Source organism: uncultured Roseobacter sp., from assembly GCF_947499265.1.
Classification (GTDB): domain Bacteria; phylum Pseudomonadota; class Alphaproteobacteria; order Rhodobacterales; family Rhodobacteraceae; genus Roseobacter.
Genome location: NZ_CANMNK010000009.1, coordinates 1 through 12,076 on the forward strand (window position 1 = coordinate 1; position 12,076 = coordinate 12,076).

The following is a 12,076-nucleotide window of genomic DNA, read 5'->3' on the forward strand; positions in this document are numbered from 1 at the left end:
TCAACATGCGTCCACCCGTCCCAGAAACCATTTTAGAGAAAGCCCAAATTTGTGGCCCAGGATCAGGGGGCTAGACATGGTAAGCCTCATCATGTGTGAGGTTGGTCGCTCTTCCTTATTCGGTCGGCATCCACACGCCGCGTTGCTCGGTGTCAATGAGGCCAGCTTGGCGAGGTAGAAGCGCGCCCATCCTACCTTATTTTCGAACTTTGATTGCCCGCCTTTTGTAGTACCTTCGATCTCGGCTTGGGGAATGTCGTGATGCTCGGCGATCCAGCTGTAGACTTCTTTGGGCTTTGCAGAAGAGCCCAGGTCTCGAAACCCGTCAATAACCGGCTGGAAATATTGGACGAACTTTGGACCCTTTAGTTTTGACATTTCTTCTTCCTCACCCCAACCCGTAGAATTTTGAGACCTGTTCCTTAACTGCCTCGCGAAGTGCGTTGGTGTCATTCAGTCGCAGTTGCTTTACCCCAGCAATGTTGAAACCGATGTCCTTCCTCATGTCGCCGATGGACGCGTTGTGCACCAGCAAGAAGTTCTCGTGGGCAAGTCCCTTGCCTTGGTTCAAACCCATTAGGTAGCCGATCTCTTGATAAACGTTCATGTTCCCATGGGTAAGGTCCGCGATCAGCAATCCAGAATCCTCGATCAGGCGCAGGAATTCCGCGTTGATCTCGTAGGAATAACCGGCGTCAAACTGGTCAATCCGGATGGGTCTGATCGCGATGTCAAGATCGTGCGCGGCGTTTAGGTCGTCGACCGCGCTCTTGATCGCGTCGAAATTTGGTTTCGTGTCGTCGCTGAATTGCATCGACACAAATACCTACCGTTTGCGCGATTGTGCAATCTTGCTGAAAATCTTGATCAGGTCGGCGGCGTTGATCGACGTCAGCTCATACTGGTGGGTCCGCAGCACCCAGTTGGTGAATTGTTCATAGGTGCCCCGCTTGCGATCTTCAGACAGCTGGAAGTAGAGGAAGGCCGCAAACAAGCCCTGCGCCATCGAGGCTTGCAGCCGCTTGTCGCCATAAGTGTCATTGATGCGTTTGATCGCCTCGAACACAGCTTCGGTGTCGAGGGTAGTATTGGGATCGATTTGCCCGCGCACGTCCTGCAAGGATTGGATCAGCACGGAACGCGCACACTCGTCCTGGCCCTTGTTCTTGCCGAACACGCTTTTGAGGTTCGACAAGTAAGAGAAGTCGAGCCTGTCCTTGAGCTGGCGGCATTGTAGGTACGTCACTGGTCTGTTTGGGGTGGTAAGCGTCCGCCCATGTTGATCGCCAAAGCCGACTGGGCAGACACTTATCTCTGTCATTGAGCGGGAACGCTATATGCTCTCATCTGACTTTTCGCGATGCCCGGAAATCACTTGGCGATTGGCCAGTCTTAGCTTCAAATGCGCGGGTAAAGGCACTGCGTGATGCAAAGCCAACGAGGTCCGCAACACGTTTTATCGGTAAATCTGTCTTTCCCAGCAGGTGGCCCGCACGCCTCATCCGCAAATCGCGAAGAAGCTCTATTGGTCCCGATCCATACGCGTCGGCAAAGCGTTTGGCGAATGCAGCCCGACTCATGCTTACATGTCTGGCCAGGCTTTCGACGGTGTGAGGATCGCCCGGTTCGTCTAACATCACCTTTAAGGCGCTCCATATAGATGGATCAGCCAGCGCGGCCATCCATCGCATGGCGTCTCCTTCCTCGGTCAAACGCTTGCGCAGCATGTCGATCACGCATTGCATCAAAAGAGCGCGGATCATCGCGCGACTGCCCAAAGACGGGTTGGACACCTCGGTGAGCAATGCCTGCAATGCCGGACGCATATGACTGGGAGACGATACGTTCTCGATCATGGGTTCGCGGATAACGTCAATGATATCCCTGATGCCGCGCAGACCGACAGTAACGTGGGCGCAAAGCGCGGTGAGTTGCCCACTTTCAACGTGTTCTGACCCGGCCATAAGGCTGGCTAGCTTCAGCGCTGCGGGCTTGCACTCAGGTATCGGGTGATTGTTGCCACCAAAACTGTGCAATGCATGGCTTTGCAAAGCGGGTATGAAAACCAACATACCGCGCGACACTTTTATAGGCGCACGCCCGCGCAGGCTGATTTCCCCTTCACCCGACAATATGTAGTGCAACGTAGCCGATGCATCCCGTCCAAGCCCAAGATCACTGGCCCCGCGCAGCTCGCACAATGCGAACGGGTCGGTGACAATTTCCAGCTCATCAAAGATATGATCGTATTTCATGCCGCAGAGTAACCAGAATTTAGACGGAAAGGCACCCCTGACTTTGCCTGGGAGCCAAATCAAGACGAAAAGATACATCGCCATTCCTAACTTTGGGTCATCGAAACACAACACGAAGGATCAACCCAATGTGCAACTGCGATGACCACGATCACCACCACACTCATCAACCCCTCACGCGGCGTGCAGCGCTGCGACGGCGGCGGCTGTCGCGGTCGGCGCAACAGCCGCCACTGCACAGCAGGCCGACCCTTACGCAGCACCGGCAGAGCCTGCGTTGCCACCCCGACATGGAACTTGACCTGTCGCGCGCGGCTCTGGTTGTGACGGACCCGCAGGTGGATTTCCTGCACCCCGACGGCGTGACCTGGGGTGTCATCGGGGCGAGCGTGATGGAGCACAATACTGTCGACAACATCGAAGCTCTGTTCAAAGCGGCCAAGGCTGCCGATATCACGACGGCCGTCTCCCCGCACTACTACTACCCGACCGACCACGGTTGGAAGTTCGAAGGGGCGCTGGAAAAACTGATGCACAAGATCGGCATGTTTGACCGCAAGGGCCCGTTGAATCTTGATGGGTTTGAGGGATCCGGCGCGGATTGGATGCCGCAATACAAAAGGTACATCGAGGACGGCAAAACCATCGTGACATCACCGCACAAGGTCTATGGAAACGACACCAACGACCTGTCCCTGCAGCTTCGGAAACAAGGCGTCGATCAAGTCATCCTGGCGGGTATGTCGGCCAGCCTTTGCACTGAGAGCCATATGCGTGAACTGCTCGAAGACGGGTTCGAAGTGGCCGTCGTACGCGACGCCACCGCTGCGGCCATGCTGCCCGAGGGCGACGGATACCTCGCCGCTCTTATTAACTTCCTCTACATGGCGAACGCGGTGTGGAGCACGGAAGAAGCCGTCGCAAAGATCAAAGCAGCGTCTTAAAACTCGCGAGAAAAGAAACCTACCTTGCGAAAGAAAGGTAGGTTTCTTGAAGCCAGTCACCTTGTGTTATCTTTCCGACAGCTCAGTCGAGAATTCAGTCGCACTGAATGCAGCGCCGGACTTTCGCGCCTCGCAAGTACACAGGATCCGAGATTACCTCGAACCAGCACCACGTTGGCAGCTATTGCGTTGACCTCGCACCGAGATATGTACCCCAACTCATCCCGTGGCCGGGCACACATGGCAGATAGAAACCTGACCCAACAAACGGCTTGGGTGGGGCAATCTGCTTGCGCAAAGCCTCTTTGCTGAGGCGCCCCCGCTACCCAAGCCCTGAGACAGCAGCCTTTTCTGGGTCGCCATAATGCCCAGTCCTGGGCCAGAGCACCGCGAGGATCATTGCGGACAAAATCGTGGGGACGAACAACAAAGAGACCGCGTCATAAACTTCAGCCAGCACGCCGCCGATCATTGGCAGCACAAACGCAAGCGCATAGCCGATGAGCGTGATGCCGCCCGTCAACCTTGCCACGGCACTCCCCGATGCGACGATTGGGGGCAACGACATGATCAGGATCAGTTGCACGGTGGAGGCGAAACCCGCCAGCAGAGCGCACGCAAATCCCACCGCGCCCGGCAGCAGCGCAAACCCAGCCATGCCGATGACCCCGGCGATGCCTGTGGCGACGACAGGCCCGCGCCGACCGATGAACGAGCTCCCACACCACAAGAGTAAGAAAGAGGCCAGCAAGGGTGTCGCATTATAGATCAGCAGAAGAGTTGCAAGCTGAGGCGCGCTGTCGTGCGCATCGAGCGTTGTTTTCATATACGCGTTGATCGAAAAGAATACTGCAATTGAAATCGCCAGCCAAAGGCCAAGCTCCCATGTCAACGGCTCTCGCCAATCAGGCCTCCAAGGGCCGGGTGGAGATGGCTCGCCTTTGTCCCTCGGGAGCAGGGCCAACACGGCGATGATGATCGCAGGTAATGCCCAGATCAGAAAGGCGCGCCGCCAGTCGCCATCTGCAAGCGGCAAGATGACCGGAAGGGTCAAACCGGCACCGGCCAGTTCTCCCACCATCATACCATTGAGATAAACCGCACTGCCAAGGGTGGCGCGCGTCGGCAACCAGGATCGCACGGCAGAAGGCAAAGCCGTTTGAAACAATACAATGCCAAGGCCCATCCCTGTTGATGCGGCAAGGATCATCACGGCTGATGGGGCCCACCCACGTGCGGCGGAAAGCGCGGAGCCCAAGACAAGCCCAATCGCAATCGTGCGACCAATGCCCAAACGTGTGACCAGCAGCGCCGCGAAGGGCGCGGCCAGTGCAAGTACAACCACGGGAAGCATGGTCAGCGCCCCGGTCTGGGCTGTCGACAGATCCAGATCTGCTGCAATATCGCCCGCCAACGCTGGTGCAGCCAGCACCGGGATGCGCAGGAACAGACCTATCGCCCAGAGCAGTGCGAGCAGGCCAATATCATGAAGCGTCAGCCCTTTCATGGTGCGTCTGCAAAGGCGCGCACGGTCATGGCAGCCGCACCCTGCGCCTTGATCGGGACCGCAAAGAACCTGAACGGTCCTTCGGGTAGGGCAGCGAGGTTTGTAAGGTTCTCGACGATCAATATGTCGCGCGACAACAGTTCTGTATGCACAGGGCGGATAGGATCGGTCCGGTCATCGGCATTAAACGTGTCCATTCCGACCAGCTTTGCCCCACCACGGATCAGACGGTCGATGATGTCCGGGCCAATGAAGGGGTAGGTTTCATATGTGTCGGTCCCCCAGTGCTGATCCCAGTCGAACCGAAACAGCACGGCTTTACCTTCGATATCATCGGGCAATGTGTAATTGTCGAGGCCAACGGGACGTCCTGCTTGCGCATTCGGAACATGCACGACTACGCCATCAAGTACGACGTCCTCCAGACGCAGGCCCGAGATGTCTCGCATGCCCTGAAACCGATGTGCCGGCGCATCCAGATACGTCCCGATTGAGGTTTGAAACGTGATCTCGGTCAGTTCAAACGAGGCCTTGCCCTGATAGAAGGGCGCGGAGGTTTCGTGCGTCAGGAAAGGCTTGATCGATGCACTGAAGGTTTCTTCGCGCCCTTCCGGTGTACGGATGGTGAAGCCGGGCATTCCATCGGCGAAAGTGTGGGAAAGATCTATAAGCATGGTCGTGGTCCTTCTGATCAAGTGTCGGCCGCTTTTGTCACGATCAGGTCTCACGTTCTTGGACAATACTGCCGCATCTGGTACGATCCTGTCGAGAAAGGGGAAGCCATGAACCTCGATTATTCCGTTGCCAAATCACTCAAGGACTCTGCAAACCTGCTGCGCAGCGTGACCTCCCCTGCCGGGATCGGCCTGGCGTTGTGGGAAAGGCGTGGCGGGCGCGATCTGAGTTACCGCCGCCCCGCCCATCACACGATCAGCCTTTATCTGCGTGGCGGAAATTATGTGCGTCACATCACAGACGGCACAGGGCAGCGCGGAAAATCCAATGTGTCCGGCAGCCCCGGCGCCATTTGTATCATGCCTGCCGGATGCGAGGCTCGATGGGACAATCGGGGCTATGTCCGGTGGCTGCACATCTATTTTCGAGGCGAGCACATGCAACAGGCCACGTCAGGGATGACAGATAGCCCCACAGAGCTTGTGTTCGGGTGCGACCCTGCCTTTCGGGAAATGGCCGAACGTTTTGTCTTGGCCCTGGATTGGACAGCGGCGAATGACCGTCTGGCGCTGGATCATGCCCTTTATGCGCTTCTCGCGCGGTCCTTGGAGATCAAACGAACGACCGCGACGTTTCGTGCACCGAACGGTGGCTTGACAGGAGCGCAATGCCAAGCCCTGGAAGACGCCGTTGCGGCATCTCTTGAAAAACGGATTACCGTGGCGGACCTTGCTGAGATTGCCGGTTTGAGCTCCCGGCAACTCTCACGGGCCTTCCCGGTAAGCTACGGCATGCCGCCTTACGAATGGGTGTTGCGCCGCCGCCTTGATGCGGCACGCAGCCTGCTGGATCAGGGGCGCGAAGCACTGGACGTCGCCGCCGCCTGCGGTTTCTCTTCTCAAAGCCACATGATCCGTCGCTTTCGTGCAACATTTGGATACACGCCAGGTGCGATGCGTTGAGGTAGTTCAGAGATGGGGAGATTCAGAACCGGTGGGAGCAACGTTTGTAAAATCGGGTGGCTCCTATTCGTCGGCAAAAGCTTACTTCGTCCCGCGCCGGTATCACAGGAGCCGCTTGCTGCTAAGGTCTGGATCGAGCCCAAAGTGACAGATGATACGAACAGTTCAAATGCCTGGTAATGCGTAGAGCATTGTTCCGACGCCCTTCCAAATAACACCGTCGAACCCAAACGGCTTTGCAGATCAATATGCTGATTGATGTGTGTCAACGCTTGTTTGCCGCACCACTGCTAACCTCAGTTTACGGACAAGGAACTCAACGCATTGAATCGAAGGTCATATGACTATGTCACCGATGCTCTTTATCTGCCTCTTCTTCGCCGGTTTCGGAGTTTTCCTGATCGGAGCGGGTGTGATCTGGTGGGTCTCCTTGCAGGCCAGAAAGCTGGCCCATGAAAGCAGAGGGTAAACCTACGACCGCGACTTCATTTTGGATTTCGTTCTTTGGCTGTTGAACGCCAAAAACCATCTTTAAGGAAAGACGGTGACACCTTACTACCTGGACGATCGCGCAACCGATCTGACCGAATTGCAGAAACGGCTGGAAACCTCCGATCTGATTCCAAGCCAGGAGCCTTTGCTTGATGAACTCGACACAAAATTTGCCGCTCTTCGCACCGCAGGCATAGGGTCGCTCGCGGGTCTTCGCGCTGCGCTCAATTCATCGAAATCGCTGGCATCCCTGTCAACAGCATCCGGTGTCGATCCAGATTACCTTCGGTTACTCAAGCGAACAGTCGGTGGGTTCTTCCCGAAACCAAGATCCCTGAATGAGATCGGCTGGCTGGAAAGGAGCGCGGTCTCGCGTCTGAAAGCGGCGGGCCTGACGAACACCAAGAAGCTATTCGATGCTGCGCAAGATGGTGTAGATTTGCTGGCGACCAAAGTTGGCTTGGACGTCGCCGACTTGATGGAACTCGCTGCAATCTCTGATCTGTGCCGGATTCAGTGGGTCAGCCCGAAATTCGCAAGGGCATTGTTGGCCAGCGGTCACGTCAATGCCGCATCCGTTGCCAAGGCTGATCCTGATAGCCTGTGCGACGCGATCGTGGAGGCGAACAAGGGCAGCAAATTCTATAAGGGCAAGGTGGGCTTAAGAGACGTCAAGCGACTGGTGATGGCAGCCGCATATGTTCCCGGGCACTGAAATATGAGGGTGCGGACGCAGCCGAAATCAATCGCGACCGATGTTGCCTTCGTTAAGCGCCTACCCAATGGAGAGAACTTCTTTCTGATGGGGGAGTGTTTGAAAATTGGTCGAAGCGAGGTTTAAGCCTTTTCATTTATATTTCGATCATGCGTAGGGTTTTTGCGTGAATGCTAAATAGAGGATCGTCCCGAACGCTGCGCAGAATACCGCCAAGTATCTGATATTCTACTTCGCTCAACCGGCGATCCAGCACTTTGTACCTTGGCTTCTTGAGGCTATGCGTCGGGTTTTGATTGATGATTCCTGCCGCGATCGCATGGGGGAAAACGTCGGCGAGGAGGCCCATGGCGCGGATGGCGGTGCCGCGGCCGCCACGCATGATCGGCTTTGCTGCGCAGCTTCTCGGTCTTCATCACGACGCTTGTCTTGCCGACGATAATGTCCTTCATCCTCCGTGTCCCGAGCAGCGGTATGATGTGCCCGCGGATGTGCCCGGAATCGGTCGCGACCGTGGTCGCCTTCTTAGGACGGCCACCTTTCCCGAGAACGAGGCCTGCTTTCATGTTTGCGATGTACTTTTGACAGAGCTCCCGAACGGTAACTGCGCGACGTTCCTCTTCTCTTTCAGTCGCGGGATCCTGCCCTTGCGCGATCTGGCCAAGCACTGTCTTGGCTTCCCGTCGCGCGGTCTCTGGTGTCCAGACTCCATGGATTCCGATCCTTATAGCGCCGTGAGCGACCTTTCACTCTGTATTGGATGAGGTAGCTTCGTTTTCCTGAGGGATAAACACCAAGGCCAAAGCTCGGCAGTTCGTAATCCCAGACGACGTGACCTTTGCTTTTTGGGCTACGGACTCGACAAATCGTTTCGTCAGCTGCTCATGCTCCGGTCCTTCGAAGACCCGCTTTCACGCAAGCACCAAGCAAGTGGGCGGAAGTCAGGGCATAATCTCGAATAGAGCCTTCGGAGCGATGAACTGTAAAATCTAGTACTTTCAGATGCCTATCGTGCCCTGGCGTGCTTTATCGTGCAATTCGGAAAGGTTATTTGACCATCTCCGAGAGCAGAGGCTAGAGTTTCTCATCCTCTAGGGCCCGCGATAAAATCAATAACTTTGCCATTCGTCCTCTCTTCAGTATCTGTTCCGCGTAAAAAAAGTTTGTACGCCTTCACTGTAACGGATACGCCTAGGTCTTTGTTGTTGTTAATGGCCTCTCAAGCTCTGTTTCTATTCATGTCTTCGATTGCGTGCTGCACTGGGGCGATCGCATCAATGATCCCCTTTTCAACTTCCTTGAACGCCCTGCGACATCTTTCGAATGGACAATCGCATCGCCCTGTATTTTCACACGCGCTGTGGCCACCGCTCACATAATTGTACTTTCTTCCAAAGCCTCCGAAGCTAGATTGCATCGCATGGACGCAATGTTAAACCGAGCCCGGCAGGCAAGCGCTTTCCGTCCTTTCCGGAAAGCTTGAATGGGATCAGCAGATGTACAGGTCAGGGTGAAATGTTGAGAGCGCTTCTAGCGATTGCCGCGATCCTGACCTCGCTTTGGGTTCTCGAAAGCGCGCGGCAGGACGTTGATATTTCACGCTTTGATATCGGGCAGACGCCTGTCACCGAATTTTCCATCGCGGAGAGCGACGGGCCGGTGGTGGTCATGGCGCACGGCTTTGCCGGCTCGGCCCAGATGATGCAGGGGTACGCGCTGCCCCTGGCGCGGGCCGGATACCGGGTGGTTGTGTTTGAATTCCTCGGTCACGGGCGGCACCCGGACCCGATGTCCGGCGATGTCAACGCGATTGACGGCACGACGCGCGTGCTCGTGGAGCAAACGCAGGAGATCATCGATGCTGTGACGCCGGGTGATCATCCCGTCGCATTGGTTGGTCATTCCATGGCGACTGATATTCTGGTGCGCACAGCCACGACGCGGCAGGATATTGGCCCCATTGTCCTGATCTCCGCCTTTTCGCAGGTGATTGATGCCCAAACCCCCCAAAATCTTTTGCTGGTGACCGGGGCCTGGGAGCCCGGGCTGCGCGGTTTTGCGCAAGAGGCGTTGCAAATGGTGGCACCGGGTGCGGCCGAAGGTGAGACGGTGACCAAGGGGGATGTCTCGCGCCGCGCCATTGCTGCGCCTTTCGCCGAGCATGTCTCTGTCTTGCAGAGCCGCGCGGGGCGGCGCGAGGCGCTGGCCTGGCTTGATCGGGCCTATGACCGGCGCTCGGACGTCGATATCTTGCCCACCGGCTGGGCAATCCTTGGTCTGCTCTGCGGGCTGGTACTGCTCTTCGTGAGCCTCGCAAAGCATCTGCCAGCACGCGATTTTTCCGCGCCGGAACTGAGCCGCACGCGGTTTTCGATCCTGGTGTTACTGCCGATGATGCTCGCGCCGATGATCGGCGTGCCCATGAATCCAGAGTTCCTGCCCGTCCTTGTTGCTGACTATCTGGTTTTGCACCTGATGATTTTCGGTGCGGTGCAACTTGCCTTGCTTTGGATGTGGGGCGCACGGGCAGGGTGGCTTTGTTTCACTGCTTTCCTTGTGCTTCTGCTTTTCTGTGCGCTTTTTGGGGTGGCCCTTGATCGATATGCCGCGAATTTCTGGCCAACGCCTGAGCGGCTTGCCATCATTGCCGCGATGCTGCTCGGTGCGGTGCCCTATATGCTTGCGGACGCAATGCTGACGACAAATGCCACGCGTCTCAGACGCCTTGGATTGCGCATGGGCGTGCTGATCTCGCTTTTCGGCGCTGTTACGTTGGATTTCGACAGCCTGTTTTTCCTGGTGATGATCGCGCCGGTTCTGGTGCTGTTCTACCTGGTTTTCGGGACCATGGGCCGCAGTGCCGCGACAAGGTCAGGGCCGCTCGCATCGGGTCTCGCACTGGGTATCGTGCTGGCCTGGGCGCTTGGCGTCAGTTTCCCACTTTTCCAAGTATAAACTTATCTCGGTCGGCTTTTTAGAATGGCTTCGCGCGGCGCGCCATCTGCCATGAACCTCAGCAACCGACGCATTTGGCCGAACAGACCGGCGGTGATTGACAGCACCCCTGACGAAGGGTCCTTTGTCCATGAAGTTGAATGAGGTTCCGAAATGTCCAAAAGTATCCGCCGCGTCGAAGAGGCCGCGCGCGCGGCATCGCTGCAGATTGAAATAGAACGCATGCCAGACAGCACCCGCACCGCCAGCGAAGCCGCCGAGGCCTGCGCGTGTTCCGTCGCCCAGATCGTGAAATCCATGGTGTTTGAAGGGGCCAGCACGGGCAGGCTCAAGCTTTTGCTGATCAGCGGAAAACATGATGTTGATCTTGACAAAGCCAAGGTGCTTTTCGGCGAAGAATTGATCCGTGCCGATCCCAAACGGGTGCGGTCGGAAACCGGTTTTGCCATTGGCGGTGTCTCGCCCCTTGGCCATCTGTCGGAAATCGAGACCTGGATGGACACCGAATTGCTGGCGCATGACACCGTATGGGCCGCCGCTGGCGCGCCAAATGCGGTTTTCAGTGTCGCGCCAGAGGGGCTTCTGACCGCAACTGCGGCCAAAATGCTGGACCTGAGCGGCTAACCTTTCACCCGGCTTTGCGGTGCTGCGTCAACATCCTGCAACATGGCCATCAATTCGCGCGCCCAGCTGTCCTTGATCCTGCGCGCCAACTGCGACAGTGGACGATGCAGCGGGGTCAATATCGAATACTCATACCGGATCGCATCTTCCATCGGGACAAAGACAATCTCTCCCCGACCGATCTTCAATTCACGCTCCGTGACAACCGTCAAGGGATCGACAATGGACAGACAATGACCGGAGGTGATGAACGGCATCAGCGGCAGGAAAAACTGACTTGCATTCACAACATTGAAACGCGCACCAACCTGATCAAACGCCCGGGTGAGGGTCCGTGACAAGGGATGATTTGCATGGAGCGTGCCCATGGGCTGGTTGTCCAGGTCGGCGACGGAAATTACCGCCTGGCGCGCCAGTGGATGATCCCGGTGCAGCGCGCAAAAGCAGCGCGCATCAATGATTTCCGCATGGTATTGCGGGGTCTTTCCAATCGGGTCGTCAAAATCTGCAAAACCGAAATCGATGCTTTGGGTGCTGGCCAGCTCGCGGATTTGAGGAGAGCTGCGAGAGGAAAACGTGATCCTGAAATCCGTGGTTTCCGCGACTGTGCGGCTGATGAAACGGGGGAAAATGAACGCCGAAGGTCCGGGCATCGCAGCAACGTTCAGATTACCGGATTGCGCGTTGCGCAGGCTTTTCATGGTGCCGGACACGGTTGTAAGCCGATCAAGTATTTCGGAGGATTCCGCCAGCAGATATCGCGCCTCCGGCACCGGCACAAGTTGGCGTCCCCGGCGTTCAAAGAGCTTCAAATCAAGTGATTTTTCCAGATTCTTGATGGCCAGGCTGATGGCGGGCTGGGTCCGGCCAAGTTTCTTGGCTGTTTGCGAAATGGACCCGGATTCCATGACCTCGCGGAAGACGGTGAGTTGGGTGAGATTCATCCG

The 12,076-nt window shown here is 56.6% G+C and carries 15 protein-coding genes; 5 read left to right on the top strand and 10 right to left on the bottom strand.

What is annotated here, in order from left to right; translation table 11 throughout:
• The 4 genes from Q1A63_RS21625 to Q1A63_RS21640 form a co-directional block, all read right to left on the bottom strand.
• The gene (locus Q1A63_RS21625) at positions 1 to 378 is read right to left on the bottom strand and encodes a winged helix-turn-helix domain-containing protein (protein WP_298975283.1); all 378 of its coding nucleotides are present in this window, start codon (positions 376 to 378) and stop codon (positions 1 to 3) included.
• Between the two features lie 10 nt (positions 379 to 388).
• Positions 389 to 814 carry a hypothetical protein gene (locus Q1A63_RS21630; RefSeq protein WP_298975282.1) on the bottom strand — a complete coding sequence of 142 codons (426 nt, stop codon included), beginning with the start codon at positions 812 to 814 and terminating at the stop codon, positions 389 to 391.
• A gap of 12 nt (positions 815 to 826) precedes the next feature.
• Complete coding sequence (locus tag Q1A63_RS21635) at positions 827 to 1,246, bottom strand: hypothetical protein (RefSeq protein ID WP_298975280.1); 420 nt, start codon at positions 1,244 to 1,246, stop codon at positions 827 to 829.
• A gap of 97 nt (positions 1,247 to 1,343) precedes the next feature.
• Positions 1,344 to 2,333, bottom strand: a complete 990-nt coding sequence (locus Q1A63_RS21640) for an AraC family transcriptional regulator (protein ID WP_299632469.1) — start codon at positions 2,331 to 2,333, stop codon at positions 1,344 to 1,346.
• Positions 2,334 to 2,545: 212 nt separating this feature from the next.
• Here Q1A63_RS21640 and Q1A63_RS21645 point away from each other — a divergent pair, with 212 nt between their 5' ends.
• Positions 2,546 to 3,199: a cysteine hydrolase gene (locus tag Q1A63_RS21645; protein ID WP_299632470.1), complete on the top strand. Its 654-nt coding sequence runs from the start codon at positions 2,546 to 2,548 to the stop codon at positions 3,197 to 3,199.
• A 322-nt stretch (positions 3,200 to 3,521) separates the two neighbouring features.
• Here the strand turns inward: Q1A63_RS21645 and Q1A63_RS21650 are convergent, their stop codons facing one another.
• A complete protein-coding gene (locus tag Q1A63_RS21650) occupies positions 3,522 to 4,706 on the bottom strand; it encodes an MFS transporter (RefSeq protein ID WP_299632471.1) in 1,185 nt (394 codons plus the stop codon).
• Complete coding sequence (locus tag Q1A63_RS21655) at positions 4,703 to 5,380, bottom strand: cyclase family protein (RefSeq protein WP_299632472.1); 678 nt, start codon at positions 5,378 to 5,380, stop codon at positions 4,703 to 4,705. The genes Q1A63_RS21650 and Q1A63_RS21655 overlap by 4 nt, the downstream gene beginning before the upstream one ends.
• A gap of 108 nt (positions 5,381 to 5,488) precedes the next feature.
• On the opposite strand from Q1A63_RS21655, the gene Q1A63_RS21660 reads away from it, so the two are divergent.
• A complete protein-coding gene (locus Q1A63_RS21660; RefSeq protein WP_299632473.1) occupies positions 5,489 to 6,343 on the top strand; it encodes a helix-turn-helix transcriptional regulator in 855 nt (284 codons plus the stop codon).
• 349 nt (positions 6,344 to 6,692) lie between these two features.
• Here the strand turns inward: Q1A63_RS21660 and Q1A63_RS21665 are convergent, their stop codons facing one another.
• The gene (locus tag Q1A63_RS21665; RefSeq protein ID WP_298975274.1) at positions 6,693 to 6,872 is read right to left on the bottom strand and encodes a hypothetical protein; all 180 of its coding nucleotides are present in this window, start codon (positions 6,870 to 6,872) and stop codon (positions 6,693 to 6,695) included.
• Between the two features lie 15 nt (positions 6,873 to 6,887).
• Here Q1A63_RS21665 and Q1A63_RS21670 point away from each other — a divergent pair, with 15 nt between their 5' ends.
• Positions 6,888 to 7,550 carry a DUF4332 domain-containing protein gene (locus Q1A63_RS21670; protein ID WP_298975272.1) on the top strand — a complete coding sequence of 221 codons (663 nt, stop codon included), beginning with the start codon at positions 6,888 to 6,890 and terminating at the stop codon, positions 7,548 to 7,550.
• 136 nt (positions 7,551 to 7,686) lie between these two features.
• Here the strand turns inward: Q1A63_RS21670 and Q1A63_RS21675 are convergent, their stop codons facing one another.
• Positions 7,687 to 7,932, bottom strand: a complete 246-nt coding sequence (locus Q1A63_RS21675; protein WP_298975271.1) for a hypothetical protein — start codon at positions 7,930 to 7,932, stop codon at positions 7,687 to 7,689.
• Entirely contained in the window at positions 7,829 to 8,278 is a 450-nt protein-coding gene (locus Q1A63_RS25690; RefSeq protein WP_366524396.1) for a hypothetical protein, read from the bottom strand. Before Q1A63_RS25690 ends, Q1A63_RS21675 begins: the two co-directional genes overlap by 104 nt.
• Before the next feature lie 787 nt (positions 8,279 to 9,065).
• On the opposite strand from Q1A63_RS25690, the gene Q1A63_RS21680 reads away from it, so the two are divergent.
• Positions 9,066 to 10,505, top strand: coding sequence for an alpha/beta fold hydrolase (locus Q1A63_RS21680; protein WP_299632474.1), 1,440 nt, complete (start codon positions 9,066 to 9,068; stop codon positions 10,503 to 10,505).
• Between the two features lie 153 nt (positions 10,506 to 10,658).
• Positions 10,659 to 11,129, top strand: coding sequence for a YbaK/EbsC family protein (locus Q1A63_RS21685; RefSeq protein ID WP_299632475.1), 471 nt, complete (start codon positions 10,659 to 10,661; stop codon positions 11,127 to 11,129).
• On the opposite strand, the gene Q1A63_RS21690 is transcribed toward Q1A63_RS21685, so the two are convergent.
• Positions 11,126 to 12,073, bottom strand: coding sequence for a LysR family transcriptional regulator (locus Q1A63_RS21690; RefSeq protein ID WP_298975266.1), 948 nt, complete (start codon positions 12,071 to 12,073; stop codon positions 11,126 to 11,128). The genes Q1A63_RS21685 and Q1A63_RS21690 overlap by 4 nt on opposite strands.
• Positions 12,074 to 12,076 lie beyond the last annotated feature (3 nt).